This is a genomic window from Caballeronia sp. HLA56 (genome assembly GCF_054655155.1).
Window position 1 is genome coordinate 2,018,672 of sequence record NZ_BAAHOB010000005.1, and the last position, 22,021, is coordinate 2,040,692.

Sequence of the window (22,021 nt, forward strand, 5' to 3'; positions counted from 1 at the left end):
TTGAATAGCGATCGACAGGATAGTCTTTATGCGTGCCGCGCGCTCGCGGCTACCCGGGCGCACGCCGCTATCAGTGCGCGGCAGGCGCGGGCGCGGCGGCGCGCGGCGCGTTGTCGAGCCGTCTGAACACAAGACCCGATAGCAACGTCACCACGCCCATGCACAGGAAACTCAGTCTGAAACCGATCGCGCCCGAGCCGAACTGATGCTCGAACACCTGCACGAGCGATCCGCCGATCGACACGCCAAGGCCGATCGCAAGCATCTGTACCATCGAGAAGAGGCTGTTGCCGCTGCCCGCATCCTTGATGGAAAGGCCCTTGAGCGTGACGCTGTTCATCGCCGCGAACTGCATCGAATTGCAGGCGCCGAAGAGCGCGAGAATGGCGATCTCCACGACGAGCGGCAGCGACGGCGAAAACAACGCAAAGCCGATGATCGACGCGCCCACCAGCGCCGTATTCACCAGCAGAAAATTGTCGTAGCCGTAGCGCTTGACGAGCCCCGCGATCCAGCGCTTCGACAAGGTGCCCGCGAACGCGATAGGCAGCATCATCAAGCCGGAATGCAGCGGGCTGTAGCCGAGTTCGAGCTGCATGAGAAGCGGCAACAAGAACGGCACCGCGCTCGACCCGATCCGGCACACCAGATTGCCGATCAGCCCGACGCTGAAGTTCGGCTCGCGAAAGAGCGCGAGATGAAAGAGCGGATTGCGCTTTCTTCGCGCATACGGGATATACGCGAAGGCCGAGACGGCGGCCACGAGGAACAGCGCCGCCGACACGAGCCCGCGATGCGTTTGCACCGGACTATCCAGCGCCAACGAAAACGCCACCATGCACAGGGACAAGAGCCCGCAACCGACGAAATCGAAAGGCGGCGCGTTCCTGATGGCGTCGTCGGGAAGAAAGCGCCGCACGGCATAGAGGCCGACCGCGCCGATCGGCACGTTGATCAGAAAGATCCAGTGCCACGTGAACGACTGAACGAACCAGCCGCCGAGCGTCGGACCGAGAATAGGGCCGACCTGTCCGGCAACCGAAATCATCGCGAGCGCGGACACGTAGGCTTCGCCCGTCATCGTGCGAAGAATGGCAAGGCGGCCGATCGGCAGCAACATCGACCCGCCGATGCCTTGCAGCACGCGCGCCATGACGAGTTGATCGAGCGTGTGGGCGCTCGCGCAGGCAAGCGAGCCGATCACGAACAACGTGATCGCGACGAAGTACACGCGCCGCGTGCCGAAGCGGTCGGCGAGCCAGCCCGAAGCGGGCGTGAAAAGCGCCATCGTGAGCGTGTAGGCAACGACGATGGACTGCATCGCGAGCGGCGCCGCGTGCAGATCGCGGGCGATGGACGGCAGCGCCGTATTGACGATGGTCGTATCCAGCGCCTGCATGAAGAAGCCCACGGCGACGATCCAGAGTAGAGCCGTGTGCGATGACAGTTTGTTCATTTGAGGGGCGAAGTGGCAGGATGCGGCGCGCCGCGAAAGCCTGATGAAAGGCCAGTGAAAAGCCCGTCAGCGCGCATTGTGAAATGTTAACGACTCCGCGCGCTATCGGGAAGACCGCTAACCGCATTGACTGTGATCGTGATTTCCGATCACAATGCCGCATGCTGAATCCCGTCTGGCTGACAACCTTCGCGACCGTGGCCACGTCGCACAGCTTTACCGACGCCGGCCGTCAGCTCGGTCTGCGCCAGTCGAGCGTCTCCGAGCACATTCGACGCCTCGAAGAAAGCGTCGGACGAAGGCTCCTCGTGCGCGATACCCATTCTCTCGCGCTCACGGCCGACGGAGAAGCCATGCTCGTTCACGCCCGCGTGATTCTCGAAGCGATGGCGCATGCGCAATCGCAGTTCAGTTCGCCGCGGCTGCGCGGACGCGTGCGGCTCGGTTCATCGGACGATCTGGCGCTCGGGCCGCTGCCGAGCGTGCTTGCCGCCTTTCGCGACACGCATCCGGATGTCGAACTGGAGATCACGATTGGCATGACGGGACGGCTGTATCAACTCGTCGATGCTGGCGAACTCGATCTTGCCGTCGGCAAGCGCCGTATCGGCGATGCGCGCGGCACGCGGCTGTTCAGCGGCCGACTGGAGTGGCTTGCAAAGCCAGGCACCATCGTCGATACGACTCAGCCCTTGCCGCTCATCTTGGTCGCCGAGCCGAGCGTGACGCGCGCTGTGGTACTCGATGCGCTCGCCATGGCCGGCGCGAGCTGGCAAACCGTCTGCACGAGCAGCAGCCATGCGGGCTGCATCGCGGCGGCGCGCGGCGGACTCGGGCTCACGGTGCGTTCGCATTTTCTGGCGGGACGCGGACTCGCGCCGCCTGTGAATCGCGAAGCGTTGCCGGGATTGCCGGAGGTGGAGTTCATCGCGTTCGGCGCGAAACATCTGAGCCGGCCCGCCGAGACCCTGCTTCAGTTGCTCGAAAGCAGCGACCTGCGCGGCGAATGGGACGGCGAATGAACGCTTCGACCAGAAGCGAAAGAGGGCAGGCGCGAGATGTGCGGCGGTTGTGCCGCAACAACGTGCAGCCGGTGCGATTGGCCTTCGCCGATCGCTTCTTATATATTGAGCGGCGTTCGAAGCGGCCAACCCATCTCGTGTCACGTCTTTGCTGTCTTTCATCTAGCTGTCTCGCGGGCCTGTCCATGAGGACATGGCGGCAGTTGCTCGTCTTCTTGGCGCTCGTCTTGCCGTTTGCGGGCGCGCATGCCGCCACGTATCTCACGAAGCATTGCGAAGACCTCGGTGGCAAGACGGTGCCCGCATCGATCATCGGTCTGCCGACGCGCGGCGCGCTGATCGAGAGCGCGTCGGTGACGAAGGCCGCCGCGCCGGGCAATCGCAACGGCGAGTATTGCCGCGTCACGGGCATCATCCGGGCAATCCAGGACAACACGCCCGACATCCGCTTCGAAGTGAATCTGCCAAGCCGATGGAACGGCCGCGCGTTGCAGATGGGCGGCGGCGGCTATAACGGCACGCTCGTCTCCGGCACCGAACCCATGCCTTTCGCGCCCGACTCGACGCCGCTCGCGCGCGGCTATGCGACCTTCGGCTCCGACTCGGGGCACTCGGGCAACGCGGGGCGCGCGGACTTCGCCGTGAACGACGAAGCCATCGTCAACTTCGGCTTCGCGCATCTCAAGAAGACCCGCGATGTCGCGCTCGCGCTCATCCAGATGGGCTACGGACGTTCGCCGGAGAAGACGTACTTCGCGGGCGGCTCGACCGGCGGACGCGAAGGCTTCACGGTCATCGAACGCTTTCCGAACGATTACGACGGCGTGATCGCCAATGCGCCGGCTATCAACTTCTCGGGCGTGCGGCTGATGGGCGTGAAAGTCGGGCAGGCGTCCTATGCCAAGCCGGGCGGATTCGTCGGCCTCGCGCAGCAGCGGCGGTTGTTCGAAACGGTCGTGCATGAGTGCGACAAGCTCGACGGCGCGGCCGATGGCATTGTCGGCAATGTGGAAGCTTGCCGGAAGCTCGAGCCGCAGATCATCGCGTCGTTGCGCTGCGCGAACGGGCAGCGGCCTTCACTGCGCGACAGTTGTCTTTCCGACGCGCAGATCGAGACGCTCGAACTCCTGCGCGATGGCCTGAAGCTGCCGTATCCGCTCGCGTATAACGTCGATACTTATCCGGGCTACAACGTGTTTCAGGGCGTCGATTTCTCCGGCACGCTCGGTCTCGGCGATTCACCCACGCTGCTTTCGCCGCCAACCTTCGGCGCCAATGGCTATCTCTTCGCGCAAGGCGACGCGTATATCCGCCACTTCGTCACGCGCGATCTCTCGTTCAACTCGCTCAATTTCGACCTGAACGATCCCGCGCGCTACAAGCAACGGCTCATCACGCTCGCCTACACGGTCGGCGCGATGAACCCGGACTTCGCGGCATTCATCGCGCACGGCGGCAAGCTGATTGCAATGCACGGACTCTCCGACGAAGTCATCAGCCCGAACCAGACCATCGCGTTCTTCAACGAGCTCATCGACAAGTACGGCCAAGACAGCGTCGATTCCTTCATGCGGCTTTACATGGTGCCGGGTTTTCAGCATGGCAACGGCGTGTTCATTCCCGCATGGGACGAACTGGGCGCGCTCGACGAGTGGGTCACGAATGGCACGGCGCCCGAGACGCTCATCGGCAGCGACATTGCGCCGGCCACCAACGGACGCACGCGGCCGATCTGCCGTTACCCCGGCTATCCGCGTTACCTGGGTAAGGGCAGCATCAATGTCGCGGCGAACTTTCGCTGTGTCTTGCCTTGAATGCCTGCCTTGAGCGCCCGTCTTGAGCGCACGCTCAGAAGCTGGTCGCGTTCGCGGCGCGCGGCATGAAGCGCGCGAGAATCCGCGCCCAAGTGCGCGCCTTATTCTTGCGATACGACGTCAGCGATACCTCGACCGCGTGCTCGCTCTCCGACGACAACCACACGCGTTCGCCGCGCTTCAGGCGCACGATATCGCCGGGCTTCATCCAGTAATCGTAGGGATCCTGATGACGCGTGAGCCACACGGATGCATCGGCGATACGCAAGTCGGCATCGCGTGCAAGACGCCACGACACCGTCTGATGCGGCGCGACTTCGACGTACACCACCACGCGTGCGCCGCTCGCATCCAGCTTGCCCGCTGCCACGCCGTGCAACACGCCGCGTTGTAGCACTTCCGAACCTTCTTCCATCTCGCTCTCCATGTTGTAAGCCGAAGACGGAAGGCCAGCACGCATCAAACAAAAGGCCCCGTCTTTCGGCGGGGCCTTCGGAACCAACTTGTCTGCTTGAGCCTTGGCTGCTAGCGCACACGTTCTCCCGATGACCCGCCATGCTTAATGGCGTTCATTGGGTTTTTAATCGCGGCGATGGCGAGGACGAGGTCTGCGTGCATGGAATGGAGTATCAGTTGGAACCAGGCGCGCTGTCAATATCGAGACAGGATTTTCAAAGTCATAAAAAACCCGGACCGCGTTGCCACGGTACGGGTTCTCTTCGTTCGAGTATCTCGATCGCGCTTAGTTGCCGCTATAACCCAGCGGCTTCGTCGTATTGTTCTTCGCGATGTCCGCCAGCGTCGACACGATATAACGCGGCGACTCGGTCAGCGTGAGCGTGATGCCGCCGTTGTTGTACGGTGCGCTCGACACGTTGCCCATCGGATCGATCAACGCCACCGTGCCCGCCGTGCCAGGCACACCTACCTGCAGCTTGTACGAGGTGTTGTAGCTCGAACTAAAGGTGCCGTCGGCCGCGGGCCACACTGCATTGTTATGCGTCCACAACGCGGTGATGATCTTGCCGCTGCCAAGCTGCTGGAATTGATAGGCGTACACGCCGGCCGGCAGGTTCTTGACCGGACCGAGCGTCACCGTGCCGTCGAGCACGCGGGTCATCGTGGCGACTTGCATCGCGGCCGGCTTCGGGCTGATGTTCGTCGTGCCGAATGCCGCTTGCGGATTGTCGAGGTCGAAGAACGTGCCGTAGCCAGGTTCGCCCGGGAAGTCCGGGCCGAAGAAGACATAGGTTTGATCCGCGCCTTCGCCGAGCATGATGATATGCGTACGCGCCACCACCGCGCCCTGTGCGTACAGAATGTTCGGCGACGGATAGTTCGGGCCATAGCTCGAACCGATGTCATAGCTGATACCCGTTTCCGTCACGAACAGCTTCATGTTCGGCTTGTATTCCTTCGCCATCTCCGCGCGCAGGTTGCGCATCTCGTTGAGCAGCGAATTCGCGGCATCGGCGGGGTCCGGGTCCGTGTGATGACGCTCCGGCGGATGCGAGGGCGACGTGCCCGCATCGTAATAACCGTGCGTCGCGATGCCGTCGATATATTGCGCGTAACCCAAGGGCGCGAGGCGCTTGAGGCGATCCGTCGTCAGCGACGGGAACGGCTCGGCCGGGCCCATCACGACCGCGTGCGGATCTTTCGCATGCAGGCCCTGATACGCGGCCTTGTAGAGCGCGACGAAGTTGGCATCCGTGTCTTTCCACAGGATGTACGGCTCCCACGTCACCTGATAGTAGTTCGACGACATCGTCGGATAGTACTTCTGGCGAATCGCCTCGGTTTCCTGACCGACGCGCGACAGGTAGTTCGAGAAGTAGCCGAGATCGGCCGGCGCATAGCCGTAGTCCGGGCTCAGGCCGTGACCGCTTGCCCAGCCGGGAATGCCGTCGAGCCGCACGAGACGCATGACCTTGCCCGACGTGTAGAACGGATCGAGGTTGTTCGCGCTCGGGTTGAAGGTGTTGCGGCCGTTCGGTTCCATCACCGACATCTGACGATCGTCGATAGTCGAGGAAATGCCGAGCGCCGACAGCATGACGCCGTTGTCGTTGAAGCCTTGCATGCCGAAGCGATGTTGTTCCTGCTTCGTGTAGGTCACGGCCGGAATCGTGCCGCTCAGATCCGGCGTCACGCCGAAGCTCGCGAAGCCATTCGGACGCGTGCCCGAGGTTTGCACCTGGCCGCCGCCATTGGCGAGCGTCGCGGACGCGGCAAAGTAGCCGGCGAGCGTGGACGAGCAGGTGAGGGTGGTGGTCGTTGCAACGGAAGGCACCGCGAAACTGCCGCTCGCGACCGTCTTGCCGAGCGCATCGGCGATAGTCCACTTGAGCGTATCGGCGCTGCCGGCGCGCGTGGTGACGGCGACCTTGAACTTGGCGTTGATCGCGAACATGCGCGAACCGTCGCCTCCGGGGGTATCGACGGTGATCTTGCCGTTGCCGGCCGATGCCGACGACACCGCCGGCGAAGCACACGTCAGACGCAAATTCGAGGCAGCCTTGGCAACCGCTTGTTCGGTGGCATCGGCTTCGGAGCCGGAGGCGGCGGAGGCGTTTGCCACGCCGGCGGGGCCGGCGCTAGCCGCGCTCGTGGAGGCGGGAGAACCGCCGTCGCTGCCGCCGCAACCGGCAAGAGCGAGAACGAGCGTCGAAAGCAGGAAAGGACTTTTGGTCATCGATTCAAAACGCATAAGCGCAGATAAAACCAGGCGTTATTTCGATTACGCCCAGCGATGCAAAAAGCATCTGGTTTTCGACAGGCGGGCTGGGTTCTGATACGCCATCCAACCGGCTTCGACATGCACGCATCCCGCTTTTGCTACACGAACGGTTGAACGCGCAAACGTTTGCTATATCGCTCGATATCGCGAGATAGAAGGGTGACGAAAAGCGGGTGGTCTGCTGGAACTAATGATGAGAAGAAATCGATGCAAGGTAACTATTGCTCATTTCTAAGACATTTCCGACTCGTCGGAAGCAAATACTACTCGATGGATTGAATAGCGTTGAGTAATACTGAGTAACAAAATGTTACGTATGAGGATAGATTTTTGCTTGAATTCGCATGGCAAACCCACGCCAGCCTTGCCGATAGCGCCACGACGGTTTAACTTGAGCGACGCTAAAAAACTTTTCGTGGAGGTGGATGTGGCTTATCTGCTACTTGTGATCGAGCCCGTGGAGCAACGCAGCCAACGCACGCCGGAAGAGGGGCGCGAGGCGTATCGGCAGATGGGAGAGTTCGCCGACGGCCTGAAAGCGCGTGGCGTTTTGCGCGCATGCGAGTCGCTGACTTCGCTCAAGGATGCGTCGCGGGTTTCGCGGGCATCGGCGGATGACGCGAGAATCATCGACGGACCGTTCGCCGAGGCAAAAGAAATGATCGGCGGATTTTTCCTGCTCGATTGCGAAACGCACGCCGAAGCAGTTGAAATTGCCGCAACGTGCCCGGCGGCCGCGTGGTGCACGATCGAGGTCCGCAAAGTCGGGCCGTGCTATCTCTGAGGCGAGTTTCGCTGCTCCCGGGTGATTTCCTGTCGATCGGCGGGCGCGTCGAACGTCGTCCCAATGAAGCCGGCAATTTCGCTCGTCTTTCCATTAGCGTCGGAGCCTTACGCCATGCATCAACAGATTTTCGTCAACTTGCCCGTGCGCGATCTGAAGCGCTCGATGACCTTCTTCAAGGAACTCGGCCTCTCGTTCAACCCGGCTTTTACCAATGACGACGCCGCGTGCCTCGTTATCGGCGAAAACATCTTCGCGATGCTGCTCGTCGAGAAGTTCTTCCAGACCTTCACCGCAAAGGCGATCGTCGATGCGCACGAGGCCACCGAAACGCTCGTGTGTCTTTCGTGCGAGAGCAGGGCGGAAGTGGACGACCTCGTCGCGAAGGCGTTGAAAGCGGGCGGGCGGGCGCCGCGCGAACCGCAGGATCACGGCTTCATGTATGGCCACGGCTTCGAGGATCTGGACGGTCACATCTGGGAACTCGTGCATATGAATCCGGAAGCGGCGTGAGCGAGCGTTCGGACGCCGGGCGGGCGGCGCAGTCGATCGCGACGCGCAAGACTATCGACGCGGTGTGGCGAATGGAATCGGCGAAAGTGATTGCGAGCGTGGCCCGCGTGGTGCGCGACGTCGCGCTTGCCGAGGAACTCGCGCAGGACGCGTTAGTCGCGGCGCTCGAGCATTGGACCGATGCGGGCGTGCCGGACAAGCCGGGAGCGTGGCTCATGACGACAGCGAAGAACAGGGCGCTCGACCGGCTGCGGCAGCACACGCTGCACGCGCGCAAGCACGAGGAACTGGGCCGCGATCTCGACGCCCAGGAGATGCACATCACGCCCGATTTCGTCGATGCCCTCGACGCGGCCCGCGAAGACGACATCGGCGATGATCTTCTACGGCTGATTTTCACGGCGTGTCACCCCGTTCTTTCCGTCGATGCCCGCGCCGCGCTGACCTTGCGCCTGCTCGGCGGCTTGACGACGGATGAAATCGCGCGCGCGTTTCTGGTGCCGGAGCCGACCATCGCGCAGCGGATCGTGCGCGCGAAGCGCACGCTGACGGCGGCGCGCGTGCCGTTCGAGGTGCCGCAGGCGGACGCGCGGGCGGCGCGGCTTGCGTCGGTGCTCGAAGTCATCTATTTAATTTTCAACGAAGGTTATTCAGCGACCGCCGGCGACGACTGGATGCGCCCCGCGCTCTGTGAAGACGCACTGCGTCTCGGACGCATTCTCGCCGAGCTGATGCCCACGGAGAGCGAAGTTCACGGCCTCGTCGCGTTGATGGAGATTCAGGCGTCGCGCACGAAGGCGCGTGTCGATGCCCAGGGACGGCCGATTTTGCTGCCCGATCAGGACCGCAGCCGCTGGGACCCGCTTTTGATTCGTCGCGGGTTGACGGCCTTGCAGCGCTCGGAGACCCTGGGCGGCGCACGCGGCGTGTATGCGCTTCAGGCGGCGCTTGCCGCGTGTCACGCGCGCGCACCGAGCGCCGACGCGACTGACTGGCTGATGATCGTCGCGTTATACGACGCGCTCATGCAAACGGCGCCCACGCCGGTGGTCGAGCTGAATCGCGCGGTCGCGGTGAGCATGGCTTATGGGCCGCAGGCTGCGCTCGATATCGTCGATGATTTGCGTAAGGAGCCAGCGCTCAGGACTTATCCCTGGTTGCCGAGTGTGCGTGCGGATTTGCTGGCAAAGTTGGGACGCAAAGACGAAGCGCGCGAGGAGTTCGCGCGTGCGGCTGCGTTGACCAGGAATGCTCGGGAGCAGGCGTTTCTTTTGAGGCGGGCGGAGGAAATGGGGTGATGTTGGGGTCGTGGTTGCTGTGTCTAATCTTTGAGTTTACATAAGATAAATTAGCGCAGTTTATGTTTGTAGCGGCTAGATTGTAATGTCCGTATATGGACTCCTCCTCGTTTGCAAACACTCCGCGTGTCAGCCCTAGTATCGATCGCTCACGTATATCCGGTCTCATGAAGCTGCGCCTCAATGAGGCAGCGGACCCTGATGGGCTATTCGCGCGCTGATTCCCAATCGCTTTTACGGGCTCGAAGCCCCGGACATTAGCGGGTTCGATCAGCGCCGGTTCGACCTGTTGGCCATCATGCGGCTTGTTTTGCAATCTTAAGAAGGTATCGCTAGTCGCGAACGACTTTACTGCGCAGCCAGCCTTGGCTGGTAATCTGTTTGCCGTGTGATCATCGCCCACGCGATCCTCGTAGTCTTGTTCGCCAAGGCGACCGCGGCAACGTTGGGATGCCGGCTTGCCGCAATACGCATGACCCAGAGACTTAGCGCATCAGTCCTGCGTTTGGCCATCTGGATCATCGCTCGAGCGCCGTGAATCAAGAGGCAACGCACATAAGAATCGCCTCTCTTACTGATTCCGAGAAGCCGTTCCTTGCCGCCTGAACTGTTCTGCTTGGGCGTCAACCCCAGCGATGCAGCCATCTGTCGTCCATTGGCAAATTGCCTGGCATCGCCCACTGCGGCCAACAAGGCCGTGGCGACCATCGGACCGACGCCACGCAACTGCTGCAGACGCACCGCTACGGGATCAGATGCCGCGATGGCAGTGATTTCGCGGTCTAGTTGTGCTATCCGATCGTCCAGTGAGCGCAGGTCTTCCCAGATCCCCGTGAGCAGTCGACGGAAACGATCACTCAGACCGCAGTTGGTATCTTCGAGCCAAACAGGAACTGCGCGTCGTAGCTGAAGTATCTGTTTGGGAGCCACGAGACCGTACTCGGAGGCCAAGCCACGAATCTGGTTTGCTTTCGCGGTTCGTTGCTCCATCAGTCCAGTGCGCACCCGGTGAGCTGCCTGCACGTCTTGTTGCCCGACCGTCTTGACGGAGACGAAACGCATGCCAGGCCGACTTATCGCTTCACAGATAGCTTCAGCATCGTTGGCGTCGTTCTTATTGCTCTTGACGTACGGCTTCACGAACTGCGGAGCGATAAGCTTGACCGTATATCCAAGCATCTGGAGACGCCGTGCCCAATAGTGAGCCCCGCCACACGCCTCCATTCCGATCTGTGCATGCAGGGGAACCGTTTTGCGCAGGATATCCAGCCATTCATCGCGTGCAAGCTTGCGACGCCAGACCGTCTTCTCGCGTCGATCCACGCCGTGAACTTGAAAGACATTTTTTGCGAGATCGATCCCGACGCGAATGATGTCCATCTTGTGTTCCTCCTGATTGACCGGTTGAAGACAACTGCAATCATGCGCCCTGTTCCCGCGGGGTGAGGAGGAGTCCATCCCATTGCTTTTAGCCAGATTCAAATGTCCGCTTCGAGCCGCCTAAGCTTACCCCGCGCCGATGCTGCGGCGCAGGAGACCGCGATGGCTGCAACGGACACGATTACCATGTCGATGCGCGAGTTGGACCGATTCAAAGTGATTCAGTCAGTGGTCGACGGACTGCTCAAACCGTGGCGGGCCGCCGAGCGACTTGGACTGAGTACACGACAGGTGCGGCGTCTCAGTGCGCGGTTACGCGAACAAGGCGCGCCGGGCCTGGTTTCCGGCAAGCGCGGTCAAACGGGCAATCATCGTGTCGACGCGGGCTTGGCGGTCCGGGCCGTGGCCATCGTCAAAGAGCGCTATAGCGATTTTGGCCCGACGCTTGCCTGCGAGAAGCTGCGCGAGTGTCATGACATTCGGCTGGCCAAGGAAACCGTTCGGCGGCTCATGATCGGCGCCGGACTCTGGACGCCACGTCGACAGCGTCCTCCAAGGATCCATCAGCCGCGCAACCGTCGCTCGTGCTATGGCGAGCTGATCCAGATCGATGGCAGCGATCATCGCTGGTTCGAAGATCGCGCGCCGGCGTGCACGCTGCTGGTGTTCATCGACGATGCCACCAGCCGTCTGATGACCCTGCACTTCACGGCCACCGAATCGACCTTCAGTTATTTCGAGGCAACGCGCCGCTACATCGAGCAGCACGGCAAGCCCTTGGCGCTGTATAGCGATAAAGCCAGTGTGTTCTCGCTCAACCGGGGCTCGCGCAAGGCTGACAAGGGGGTCACGCAGTTTGGCCGGGCCTTGTACGAGCTCAACGTCGAGACCCTGTGCGCCAACAGCAGTCAGGCGAAGGGGCGCGTGGAGCGTGCCAACTTGACCTTGCAGGATCGGCTCGTCAAGGAATTGCGGCTGCGCGAGATCGACACGTGGGAGGCCGCGAATGCTTATGCGCCCCACTTCATCGCCGACTTCAACGACCGTTTCGGCAAGCGCGCGAAGAGCGACTTTGACGCGCATCGTCCGGTGCGTGCCGACGAGGATCTCGATTCGATTCTGACGGCACGCGAATCTCGTTGCGTCTCGGCCTCGCTGACGGTGCAATACGATCGCGTGATGTACCTGCTTGAAGATTCGCCGGCGACGCGCGCCTTGATCCATCGCTATCTCGATGTGTACGAGTACCCGGACGGGCGCATCGAGATTTGGGCGAATGGCGCGGCGTTGCCCTGTCGACGTTATGATCGCCTGTCCCATGTCGACCAGGGCGCTGAGGTCGACAACAAGCGTCTTGGACACGTCCTTGCGCTGTCGAGGCAGGTGCAGATGGAGCGCGACAATCGCCCTATCAAGTCAGCGCCCTCACGCACCAATCGGGGCGAAGAGGTGCGCCCGAAGATGCGCGCCAACAACACGCGCAAGCAACGCGAACTCAAGCAGATCGACCTGAACGCGATGATGCTCAGAAGTGCCGAAATGCGGGCAGCCTCGGTGGGGAAACTGTCTTCTTTGGAAGCAGGAACCGACCCCAAACCGGACATTTCAATTTAGCCGGATATCGGACATTTCAAATTGGCCTCGACATGCGTGTAGCGCGCATATTCTAATGTCGTGCGTCGAACTGCGCCCGGGGTTTCGTAGTACTTATCGATCACGTCGGGCGTGGCGAGCAGCGAGGACGTATCAAGAAACTCCGGGCGGAGATAGCCCAACTCGACCACCGTCGTGTGACTGTCCAGCGGCTCCAATCTGGCATGCATGGCTTCTGTGATGCCTTCGACCGCGAACTTTGTCGATGAATACACGACCGAACCGGCCGCCGCCCGTTAGCCGCCAATCGATGAAATGTTGATGACGTGGCTTAAGGCCGACCCGACCTCTTCCGAACTTGCTGCGACACAATCCGGGAATTGAAAAAGCTATAGGGTAGATCGTCCTTTGACCTGCCTGACGTTTTTTATCTCGGCAAAGAGTTTAGGTGGCCGATTGCCGCCTGATGCTAACGAGCATTTCTCGAGTTAAGCGCAACGTCGGCGACGCGTGCGTTGCCTTGCCTTGACTAAAGCAAACATCGGCGACAACACAGGCGGTGAAAATCCGCGAATCGCCGAGTTCGCGTGCGTCCCGGCAACCTCCCTTTCCTATCGATAAAAATGACGTATATAAGAATACCTAATCATTTTTTATCTCATAATAAGATCGCGATCAACTCATTGACATCGTTCGTGTATGACGCATATCCTTAGCATTTAATATTTGCTTCGCATAACGAATTTCAAGCGGATTTGCTGGCAAGTGGCAAATGTATTTCTTGCGAGCGCAAGTATTCCCATCGGCGCAGAATCAGCTGCTCAAGATAGCTTCAATTTAGCTTTTTCGCACACATCTCAACAGAAAGCTTGCCGTCTTAACTCATTAATCGAACAAGAGAACAAACGCATATGTCTGCACTTTTTTTTCAGAAAAACCTGCCTCTGTGGGAGCGTGCCCTTCGAACCTGCGTTGGCGTGGCTGTCGCCATCGTCGCGTTCGTCATCCCTATGGAGCCGTGGCTCAAGTGGCTGCTTGTCGTTGCGGGCGTGTCGTTCGTCGTGATGGGTTTCGTCGGTTTTTGTCCAATGTGCGCGATGGTAGGCCGAAGACTTAAGGGATAACGAACTCCGTTCGAATCTTCCCGAAGACGCATCGACAACACTCATTTCGGAGGCATCCATGTATTGCAGTCGATCTATCACCATTCATCTGTTGAGGGGAGTTCTAGCGCTCCTTCTCATCGGCGCGGGCATGTATTTCCTGATTTTTTCCGCCTTGGCAGTGAAGCTGTTTTCCATGGTTTGCTTTGTCACCGCCCTCTTCCTGCTCAAGGGGTGTCCCATGTGCTGGCTCGCAGGTCTTGTGGAGAAGATCGCCGCCCAGAAGGCGAAGCCGTTGGCATCGTCGTAGAAGCGTCGCGTCGCCAGGAGGCGCATCAACGCGCATCCTGGCGACGCCATCACTCCAACTGGCCGGGAGTTACCGCACTCCCTGCGTCCCAGCCCCCGCCTACCGCACGCACTAGTTCGACGCTAGCGACGAGCGCCCGCATGCGGTTTTGCAGGCTGGCTCGTTCGATGGTCAGCATCGTGCGCTCCGACTCCAGCACATCCAGGTAGTTGGTCAAGCCACTCTTCTGACGGGCCTTGGCGACTGCAATTGCTCGTCTGGCAGCATCGAGCGCTTGCTGTCGTCCCGTCACAGCGGTTTCGTTCGTCGCGATTTCAGTCAGCGCATCGTCGACTTCTTTCAGCGCCAGCAACAGCTTGCTCTTGTGCGATGCCACAGCCTCTTGGTAGCGCGCATCCGCCGCCGCGAGGTTTGCCTTGTTCCTGCCGCCGTCAAAAATCGGCAAGGAGATGGCCAGCGGGCCGAACGACAACTGTTGACCGCTGAGCAGCGAACCAAGATCCCTGGACGCGAATCCAAAATCTCCCGTCAGTTTGATCGTCGGGTAAAACGCCGTTTCAGCGATGTTTCGATCGGCAATCGCCGCCCGGATGTCCTGCGCACTCGCTGCCAGATCAGGACGTCGCGAAAGGATCGTCGCGGGCGCGCCAGGAGCCATACGCGGCGGCGGTGGCGGAAGCCAGTCGGCGGTGGCCTCGTCGTGATGAATCGCCGGCACGGAAAACTCCGCCACCGGCCGCGCGGTCAGAGTAGCGAGGCTGTGCTCGTTCAACTCGCGCCGCTTGCGCGCTTCTTCCATGTCGGCCGTGGAGTTCGCCAGTTCGGCGCGGGCCCGGGCCAAGTCGAGTTCTCCCTCCAATCCACCGCGATAGCGCGTTGTCAGCAGGCCAACAGTTTCGGCATGTGAGCGCTGAACAGCTTGCAGGAATGCCAGATCCGCCTCCGCCGAGCGCATCTGCCAATAAAACTGAACCACTTCGGAACAGAGAATCAACATGTACGAATCGATGTCGATCTTCGCCAACTCGACCCGGGTATTGGCTGCCTTCACGGCATTGGCCACGCGTCCCCACAGGTCCGGTTCCCAGGAGGCTCTGGTTTCGATCGAATACTGGCTGCCTTTGATCGATTGCTGCCCAAGCGCTAGGCCGAACGGGGTATTGGGCGAAGTGCGAGCGTAGCCAATGCCGGCGTCGGCATCAAGACGCGGTAGTGATGTGGACGAGACGGCATTGACCTGTTCGCGGGCAGCACGCAATCGGGCATAAACGACACCCAGATTGGGATTGTCCCGCAAGCTCGTTTTCACGAGCTGGTTGAGGACTGGGTCGTGATAATTTTCCCACCACTTGCCCTGAATACGCTCGCCGTTGAAGTCACCCTTGAACTGCTGCGGCGCGTTGACAGGTCCTTCGATGGGAGTCAGCGGACCCGTGGAACAACCCGCCTGCGACAACGCGAGCGTCAACAAAAGAAGCCGATACTTGTTCTTGCGGATGCTCATTTTCCCGTTCCAGAAACCACTCTATCTGCCAGCCAGATGACCACGGCCGACGCACTCAACACGACACCCAGGACGAAAAAACAGTCGTTATAGGCCATGACGTACGCCTCCCGGCGCACAACATGCGAAATCGCCGCGAAAGCCTGATTGGTCGCACTGGACGAGTCCGCATCGCTTTGCAGAAAGCCGGACGACAAACGCCCGATTCGCTCGACCACACTGTTCGAAAAAAAAGAAACCGATTCACCAAGCCGCATCGAATGGTATTTCTCCCGCGTAGTGAGTAATGTCGCGAGAATGGCGGTCCCGACGGCGCCACCCAGTATTCGCGACATATTGAACAGGCTGGACGCCGAGGACATGTTGGTCAGTTCCATCCGGGCCGTGGCGAAATTGGACAAGGTCAACACGATCATCGGCTGACCCAGACCTCTGAACAGTTGCGAGGCCACTAATTGGTCGCGCATAGTGTCCGCCGTCATGTTGGTGTTCATAAACGACGATACGGCGAACAGAATCAGACCCAGCGCGCAGATTAGACGGTTGTCGTAGACTTTTGCGAACCTAGCCACGACAGGCATCAGGAATATTTGTGGCAGCCCCATCCACATGATGACCAGGCCTATCTGAAAGGAGTTGTAGCCCGCGATCTGCGAGAGGAACAACGGCAGCAGAAATGTCGACCCGTACAGCGCCATGCCGCTCGTGGCGCCGACGATGGACGACACGCCGAAATTCCGGCGCGCGTAGAGTCGCAGGTTCACGTAAGGGCTCGTGCGCGAGAACATCCTGTATATCCAGATGCTCAGGTTCACCAGCGCCAGCCCGAAGAAGACCTGAACGAAGCGCGAGTCGAACCAGTCGCGCGTGTTGCCTTCTTCGAGGAAGACGATCAGCGAGACCAGCCCCACCGTCATTGTCGCGATGGACACCCAGTCGGCTTGCCGGAGCGCACCAGCCTTGCCCGCATCGTGGTCGAGCCCGTGGGCAAGGCCAATCAGCAACAGGATGCCCGGCCCCCAGTTGATGAAAAAGATCGACGGCCAGCCATACATACTCGTGAGCACGCCGCCGATGGTCGGACCGAAGGCCGGCGCCAAGGTGGTGGAAAGCATCAGCCACGCAAGGCCGGTCGGGCGGCTGGCCGGCGGAAGGCGCGTCAACAGCAGCGTCATGGCCATCGGAATCAGCGCGCCGCCCGCAAGGCCCTGCAGCATGCGAAAGACGATCATGCTTTCCAGATTCCACGCATAGCCACACAAGGTGGAAAACACGAGGAAAAAAAATCCGCTGGCCAGCATGTACATACGGAGACCAAGAACGGTCATGAAAAAGGCCGTCACCGGAATGACCGTCACCTCGGCCGCCAGATAGGCGGTGGACATCCACGAGCCTTCGTCCTGTGTGGCGGACAGCGAGCCGAAGATGTCCTTGAGCGAGGCATTGGTGATCTGGATGTCCAGAATGGACATGAATACGCCGAGAATCGCGGCGGAGACCGCCACCCACGTCCGACGCAAGGCCGCATCGTCGGTAAGCGGGTCTGGTGATGACGGCTTGCCGGGGCCGCTTTGGAACATATCGGTGCCGACGGTCTTCATGAGCGCCCTTGATGGCTGGCTACTGCGGCAGGATGCGCGGGGCGACCCTGCCGAAGATCAATCTCCACGACTGCGGACATGCCCGGCGCAAGACGCGACTTGTAGGCATCGACGGAGGCCGGCTCCAGCGCAATTCGCACGGGAACGCGCTGAACGATCTTGGTGAAGTTACCGGTTGCGTTGTCCGGCGGCAGCAGCGCGAACTGATTGCCGGACGCGGGCGAGAAGCTCTCGATATGCCCAACGAAATCGTGCGCCGGAAAGGCATCCACGTGAACGGTCGCAGTCTGCCCCGGCACTAGTTGGCCAAGCTGGGTTTCCTTGAAATTTGCATTGACCCACACATGGTCCTGCACGATGGCAAGCACCTGCTGACCTAGCGCGATCCGGGATCCGACCTCCACGTTCTTCCTGCCTACGACGCCGCTGACTGGCGCGTGGATGTCGTTATAGCTCAGTTGAAGTTGCGCGTCCTGAAGTTGAACGAGCAGCCCACTTTTCTTGGCGAGCAGGATGTCTCTCGACGCGACGGCCGAAGCCATGCCGGCCTGCGCCGCGGATTGTCGTTCCTTCTTTTCGAGCAGCTCGGCGGCAGCCACGTCGGCGGCGGCCACCGCATTATCCAGCTCTTGCCTTGACACCGCCCGCATTTCCTCGGTGAACACGGTCTTGTAGCGCGCCGCATCGGTGCGCGCCCGGCGTGCTTGTGCCTCGGCGCGCTCGACCTCTGCCCTGGCCGATTGGACCTCGGCGGTCGACTTCCGGATTTGTGCTTCGACCTGCTTGCTTTGCGCATCGATTTCCACGAACAGGGCCTGGACCTCGCGGACCTTGATTTCCTGATCGGATTTGTCGAGTTGGATCATCAGGTCCCCGGCGCTCACTCGTTGATTTTCTTTAATGAGATCTGTTCGGATAAATGGACTGGTGCGCGCTCAAAAAATCGACCTTCCATGCGCGTTTTGTTTAGCGTCTGAAATCCATCGCGTCACTTGCGAGGACTACAGTTCTTACACTGTTGTCGGCGAGTCGCGCCTGCTCTCGAATCACGTTGATTTAAATTCGACGGCTTAATTCTTATTCGGCACGGACAGGGTTTTAATAGGGGGAAGCGATAGATGTTGATTAGGACATTTCTAGTTGTGATTTTCGAGCACCGTTGAATATGTCTGATTATCCGAAGAAAAAGTAAGCTAAGACTGCTAAAGCAACGGTGTCGATTGCTGGCGCGTGTCGCGTACTTGGCGGTGCGGCCTAAAGGCGCCGGACATGGATATCTCGGAAATAATCTCTTTCGTCGTTGGAAAACCAATCGCGCTAAACTTTACCTGCTCCGTTACAAGCGGAAAGATCAATGATTGGCAGCCTATCACGTGAGGTGAAGTATTGAAGCTGTAATTTCACGTCCTTTGCACTCGATCAAAATACGGGAAAAGCTGAATTACGTAATTGCCATAGGGCATTTTCAAAAGATAGATTACTGCTAGAAATGAAAATAACTTGATCGCAGTTAATATCTCCTTGCATTTCGATCGTCTGTTTCGCGCCGACTTTCACGCTTTCGTAAGCACCATCGGCACCGCCTGAAACGCGCCGATGGTCACCTCTCCGCGTCGCGTCCACCCAAACGGCTTCATCGATGCCCCCCGTGTGCGTTGCAAGAGCCCGGTCGCGGTCTCCATGGCTTGAGGAGAATTGTGCGCTTGGCGTCAACGGTGATGACTTCATCTCGCCCACGGCATCGGTCCGGTTCGCGCCGATGGGAATCTTCTCGTTGTTGTTCCCCCGCTCGCTACGATCAATACCGATGGTGATCGTTTCGTCATGGCCAACCGACTCGGTCCGGTTGTGCTTCACGACGGTGGTTTCGTCGTTCCGATAATCTTCGTGTCGTGCCCGTCCCGGTGAGTCTCGACTGCAATATCCCGATTGCGCTCCGCATTCAGAAGTACCTGCTCGCCGCCTTTCATGTCGTCGAAGCGGAATTGATTTTCGGACCTTGCACAAAATGTTTATGCGCCACGCAGCCCGGAGTGAAGGGCTGCTTCGCGTTGATGACGCAGAATCCGCATTCGCAGCCATTCTGTTGTGCGCTGTCGAAGGTCGCAGTTGACAAGTCAATCTCGTAGCGATGAGATTCTGCGTGTTTTTTAGGCGCTACGCGGATGGCGTCAAGCCCGACAACATACGGAGCGGCTCGCACCCGCTGGCGGGCAGCGTCGTGCATCCTGGCCATCCATCGAGTCTCCCTTCGCCGCCATGATCACACAATGCGCCAACGCTGAATCCGTTGCCAATTACTTGGTAAGACTTAGAAGTAGCACCATTCACCGGCAAAACTATATAGAGATGCCGTGTTTTTTGCATGCAACATCCACCTATACTTAATAGCCGTTCGTCACCGATTAATTCAAAAATTGTCATCTTTCTCAAAGATTAATCGAAATTTCGAAACACAGTGACATCGAAGTGCCAGACTACCCCGTTACGCCAATTGAGCGCGTCCGCGTCAAACGATAAGAGTCATCGCATGATCGAAAACTACCAGGACCTTCCGCCGAAACTATATGCCGGCGACATCGACGAATGCTTCGAGTTTCTCGATGCACGCCGCGCGACCGACAGCAATAGCGCCGATTATTGGCATTGGCGCGCGGTAACGCATTTGCGCGCGCAGCAATTCGACAAGGCGCTCGACATTTGCTTTTACCTGACGCGCGAGTCGGATGTCTTCGGCTACCAGATTCACTGTCTCGCCGATGCCTGCTCCCACTTGGGACTGAAGGAAACGGCGCTCACCGCCATCGATTACTTCGGAAAGAAGCCGACGACGCCGGCCATCGGCGCGTTTTTGTGGCGCGTCTACGGCTGGCACTATCTCGGCGAGGATCAACGCGTGCTCGATTTGAGCGCGGATGGCGTCGACGAGCATTCAGTCTACGTGCTCGGTCATCACCAGGCACGCAGCCAGATGCGGCTGCAAGGCATCGAACACGGGGTTGCGGCGATGCATCGATGGTGGTCGTCGCCAGAAGCGCGGCGCGTGCTCTTTCCGCATTTAAATCTCGACGGATACTGGAGCGGCCAGCGTGAATTGCCCGCGCGTATTACCGTCAAGTCGATTGCATCCGGTTACGGGGATCTTATTCAATGGGTGCGCTATCTAGGCGCGCTGGAAGTCATGGGAGTGAAAGTCGAGTATGAAGACAGCCGGTTCAGGCTCGTCATACCCGAATCCGAACACGAGGCGCTTGCTGCCGCGATGCGCGCGGCCGGCTTCACACGCGCATCGGCGGAAGGCGACATGTGGACCGATCCCTTCGCGCTCTTCACGTCCCTCTTCCCAGCGCTCGGCCATATGCCGTTGGGGCGCTATATCGAGCCCGCAGAGCCGGATGCTGCCGACGCCATTCTCGACACGATCTGGCATCGCGCGCGCGGCAGGCGCTGCGTAGGCATCTTCTGGTCGTCGTCCGAATCGCCAGACAATTTTGGTCATCGGAGCCTGTGTTTGCCCGATCTCGACGCGCTGTTCGACCACTCCGGCGACATCTACTGGGTCATCATGCAGCGCGGCTTCGAGCGCAAGCGTTGGCTGGACGACCCGCGTTCACGCAATCTCAACCGTTTCACGACGCTCGATTCCAACACGACTTTCGCGCAATCCATCGCCCTGCTCGACCGGCTCGATGCGTTCGCCGGCAACGATGGCAGCCTGGCGCACATCGCGGGCGCGCTCGGCAAACGCAATTATTTGCTGCTCAATCAGGTCGCTGAATGGCGGTACGAACGCGATCCGACGGTAACGAAGTGGTATCCGGCCACGCGGCTCGTACGTGCGACCGAGTTGGGCGGATGGCGCGGCTTGGCGGATAACCTGGGGCGTCTGTTGAATGCGGATGCGCGCTGATTTGCGCATCAAGCGAAGCGCAGCGCCAACGTCTGCGGCACTGGACTGCGCCGGGTAAGCGCGCAAGCGGGCATTTCTTCGCTGGTTCCGCGAACGTACGTTTCCAGCTGCTCGATCGCGAACTGCTGCTCATCGATCAACTGCCGCACCATGTCGCCGATGGAAACGATCCCCATCAGCCGGCCGCATTCGATCACCGGCAAATGACGGACATGGCGCGTGGTCATGAGCGCCATGCATTCGTCGGTGCTCGTGCGCAGGCTCACTGATAACACGGGCGCACTCATGATTTCGCACACGGTCGTATTGCGTGATGCCTTGTCCTGCAAGATGACTTTGCGCGCGTAGTCGCGCTCGGTGACGATCCCGCACACCGTGCCGTCCGCGCGCCCTCCCACCGTGACCACGACGGCACCAACGCCGGCCTTCGACATCAGCACGACCGCATCGAACACGCTCGCTTCGACGTCGATGGTATGCACCGTGTCATCGTTCTTGGCCTTGAGTACTTGCTTTACCGTTGCCATGCTTGATCTCCTTCGCGCAGCGCGCGGTTGGGTCGGATTGCCTGAAAAGTGGGAAAGACGGGTTCAGCCGAAGTCGAACAGATCGCCAAGAAACGACTTCTTCTTGCGTGAATGTCCATAGTTCGAGTGCGAGTCGTCATAGCGCGGTCGCACGCGATGGTCGCGATCGTCGTCCTTGTCGCGCCACGCTTCGCGCCCTGCCGTTTGCTGCGGCGAGACCTGTTCGTCGCGCTGAATGAGCCGGTCGAGCTCGCCGCGATCGAGCCACACGCCGCGACATGACGGGCAATAATCGATTTCAATGCTCTCGCGCGAGGTCATCAGGAGATCCGTCGCGGGACACACGGGGCATTTCATGTCGAATCCTTTCTTTTTGCTTACGATGATTCAAGACTATCGCAGCATTCGACATTGAAAAACGTGAATTTTCAGAGGTGTCGGTTCGTAAAAACCGAAGCGACGCTCT

General features: G+C 59.8%; 20 protein-coding genes and 2 pseudogenes. 9 read left to right on the plus strand and 13 right to left on the minus strand.

Annotated elements, in window-relative coordinates; translation table 11 throughout:
* Window positions 1-70 precede the first annotated feature (70 nt).
* The gene (locus tag ACYQ47_RS29005) at window positions 71-1,456 is read right to left on the minus strand and encodes a DHA2 family efflux MFS transporter permease subunit (RefSeq protein ID WP_459908129.1); all 1,386 of its coding nucleotides are present in this window, start codon (window positions 1,454-1,456) and stop codon (window positions 71-73) included.
* A 161-nt stretch (window positions 1,457-1,617) separates the two neighbouring features.
* On the opposite strand from ACYQ47_RS29005, the gene ACYQ47_RS29010 reads away from it, so the two are divergent.
* Window positions 1,618-2,478 carry a LysR family transcriptional regulator gene (locus ACYQ47_RS29010; protein ID WP_244827873.1) on the plus strand — a complete coding sequence of 287 codons (861 nt, stop codon included), beginning with the start codon at window positions 1,618-1,620 and terminating at the stop codon, window positions 2,476-2,478.
* Window positions 2,479-2,663: 185 nt separating this feature from the next.
* Window positions 2,664-4,292: a tannase/feruloyl esterase family alpha/beta hydrolase gene (locus ACYQ47_RS29015; protein ID WP_459908132.1), complete on the plus strand. Its 1,629-nt coding sequence runs from the start codon at window positions 2,664-2,666 to the stop codon at window positions 4,290-4,292.
* A 34-nt stretch (window positions 4,293-4,326) separates the two neighbouring features.
* On the opposite strand, the gene ACYQ47_RS29020 is transcribed toward ACYQ47_RS29015, so the two are convergent.
* Window positions 4,327-4,707 (minus strand): DUF2917 domain-containing protein, encoded by a 381-nt coding sequence (locus ACYQ47_RS29020; RefSeq protein ID WP_244827871.1) that lies wholly within the window; start codon window positions 4,705-4,707, stop codon window positions 4,327-4,329.
* A 327-nt stretch (window positions 4,708-5,034) separates the two neighbouring features.
* Complete coding sequence (locus tag ACYQ47_RS29025; protein WP_459908134.1) at window positions 5,035-6,987, minus strand: hypothetical protein; 1,953 nt, start codon at window positions 6,985-6,987, stop codon at window positions 5,035-5,037.
* Between the two features lie 472 nt (window positions 6,988-7,459).
* Here ACYQ47_RS29025 and ACYQ47_RS29030 point away from each other — a divergent pair, with 472 nt between their 5' ends.
* The 3 genes from ACYQ47_RS29030 to ACYQ47_RS29040 all read left to right on the plus strand — a co-directional run bounded on the left by ACYQ47_RS29030 (window position 7,460) and on the right by ACYQ47_RS29040 (window position 9,627).
* Window positions 7,460-7,816 (plus strand): YciI family protein, encoded by a 357-nt coding sequence (locus tag ACYQ47_RS29030; RefSeq protein WP_250464900.1) that lies wholly within the window; start codon window positions 7,460-7,462, stop codon window positions 7,814-7,816.
* A 114-nt stretch (window positions 7,817-7,930) separates the two neighbouring features.
* Window positions 7,931-8,329, plus strand: coding sequence for a VOC family protein (locus tag ACYQ47_RS29035; RefSeq protein WP_244827868.1), 399 nt, complete (start codon window positions 7,931-7,933; stop codon window positions 8,327-8,329).
* Window positions 8,330-8,400: 71 nt separating this feature from the next.
* Window positions 8,401-9,627, plus strand: a complete 1,227-nt coding sequence (locus tag ACYQ47_RS29040) for an RNA polymerase sigma factor (protein ID WP_459909358.1) — start codon at window positions 8,401-8,403, stop codon at window positions 9,625-9,627.
* A gap of 348 nt (window positions 9,628-9,975) precedes the next feature.
* On the opposite strand, the gene ACYQ47_RS29045 is transcribed toward ACYQ47_RS29040, so the two are convergent.
* Window positions 9,976-11,007, minus strand: coding sequence for an IS110 family RNA-guided transposase (locus tag ACYQ47_RS29045; protein WP_250470253.1), 1,032 nt, complete (start codon window positions 11,005-11,007; stop codon window positions 9,976-9,978).
* A gap of 186 nt (window positions 11,008-11,193) precedes the next feature.
* On the opposite strand from ACYQ47_RS29045, the gene ACYQ47_RS29050 reads away from it, so the two are divergent.
* Window positions 11,194-12,621, plus strand: a complete 1,428-nt coding sequence (locus ACYQ47_RS29050; protein WP_459909360.1) for an ISNCY family transposase — start codon at window positions 11,194-11,196, stop codon at window positions 12,619-12,621.
* A gap of 62 nt (window positions 12,622-12,683) precedes the next feature.
* Here the strand turns inward: ACYQ47_RS29050 and ACYQ47_RS29055 are convergent.
* A pseudogene (locus ACYQ47_RS29055) lies at window positions 12,684-12,929 on the minus strand (SDR family NAD(P)-dependent oxidoreductase); the annotation flags it as partial.
* Window positions 12,930-13,511: 582 nt separating this feature from the next.
* Here ACYQ47_RS29055 and ACYQ47_RS29060 point away from each other — a divergent pair.
* Both ACYQ47_RS29060 and ACYQ47_RS29065 read left to right on the plus strand, forming a co-directional pair.
* Window positions 13,512-13,724, plus strand: a complete 213-nt coding sequence (locus ACYQ47_RS29060) for a YgaP family membrane protein (RefSeq protein WP_250525807.1) — start codon at window positions 13,512-13,514, stop codon at window positions 13,722-13,724.
* A 130-nt stretch (window positions 13,725-13,854) separates the two neighbouring features.
* The gene (locus tag ACYQ47_RS29065) at window positions 13,855-14,013 is read left to right on the plus strand and encodes a hypothetical protein (protein WP_459908138.1); all 159 of its coding nucleotides are present in this window, start codon (window positions 13,855-13,857) and stop codon (window positions 14,011-14,013) included.
* A 49-nt stretch (window positions 14,014-14,062) separates the two neighbouring features.
* Here the strand turns inward: ACYQ47_RS29065 and ACYQ47_RS29070 are convergent, their stop codons facing one another.
* From ACYQ47_RS29070 to ACYQ47_RS29095, 6 genes and pseudogenes are all read right to left on the minus strand, one after another.
* The gene (locus ACYQ47_RS29070; protein WP_459908140.1) at window positions 14,063-15,517 is read right to left on the minus strand and encodes an efflux transporter outer membrane subunit; all 1,455 of its coding nucleotides are present in this window, start codon (window positions 15,515-15,517) and stop codon (window positions 14,063-14,065) included.
* Window positions 15,514-17,118: an MDR family MFS transporter gene (locus ACYQ47_RS29075; RefSeq protein WP_459908142.1), complete on the minus strand. Its 1,605-nt coding sequence runs from the start codon at window positions 17,116-17,118 to the stop codon at window positions 15,514-15,516. The genes ACYQ47_RS29070 and ACYQ47_RS29075 overlap by 4 nt, the downstream gene beginning before the upstream one ends.
* The gene (locus tag ACYQ47_RS29080) at window positions 17,115-17,984 is read right to left on the minus strand and encodes an efflux RND transporter periplasmic adaptor subunit (RefSeq protein ID WP_459908144.1); all 870 of its coding nucleotides are present in this window, start codon (window positions 17,982-17,984) and stop codon (window positions 17,115-17,117) included. The genes ACYQ47_RS29075 and ACYQ47_RS29080 overlap by 4 nt, the downstream gene beginning before the upstream one ends.
* Window positions 17,985-18,537: 553 nt before the next feature.
* A pseudogene (locus ACYQ47_RS29085) lies at window positions 18,538-18,999 on the minus strand (bacteriophage T4 gp5 trimerisation domain-containing protein); the annotation flags it as partial.
* Entirely contained in the window at window positions 18,972-19,088 is a 117-nt protein-coding gene (locus ACYQ47_RS29090) for a hypothetical protein (protein WP_459909362.1), read from the minus strand. The gene ACYQ47_RS29090 and the pseudogene ACYQ47_RS29085, both read right to left, overlap by 28 nt.
* Window positions 19,085-19,345 (minus strand): hypothetical protein, encoded by a 261-nt coding sequence (locus ACYQ47_RS29095; protein WP_459909442.1) that lies wholly within the window; start codon window positions 19,343-19,345, stop codon window positions 19,085-19,087. The genes ACYQ47_RS29090 and ACYQ47_RS29095 overlap by 4 nt, the downstream gene beginning before the upstream one ends.
* Before the next feature lie 303 nt (window positions 19,346-19,648).
* On the opposite strand from ACYQ47_RS29095, the gene ACYQ47_RS29100 reads away from it, so the two are divergent.
* Complete coding sequence (locus tag ACYQ47_RS29100; protein ID WP_459908146.1) at window positions 19,649-21,028, plus strand: glycosyltransferase family 9 protein; 1,380 nt, start codon at window positions 19,649-19,651, stop codon at window positions 21,026-21,028.
* Between the two features lie 8 nt (window positions 21,029-21,036).
* Here ACYQ47_RS29100 and ACYQ47_RS29105 read toward each other — a convergent pair whose 3' ends face one another.
* Window positions 21,037-21,555: a CBS domain-containing protein gene (locus tag ACYQ47_RS29105; protein ID WP_459908148.1), complete on the minus strand. Its 519-nt coding sequence runs from the start codon at window positions 21,553-21,555 to the stop codon at window positions 21,037-21,039.
* Window positions 21,556-21,618: 63 nt separating this feature from the next.
* A complete protein-coding gene (locus ACYQ47_RS29110) occupies window positions 21,619-21,912 on the minus strand; it encodes a TFIIB-type zinc ribbon-containing protein (RefSeq protein WP_459908150.1) in 294 nt (97 codons plus the stop codon).
* Between the last annotated feature and the right edge of the window lie 109 nt (window positions 21,913-22,021).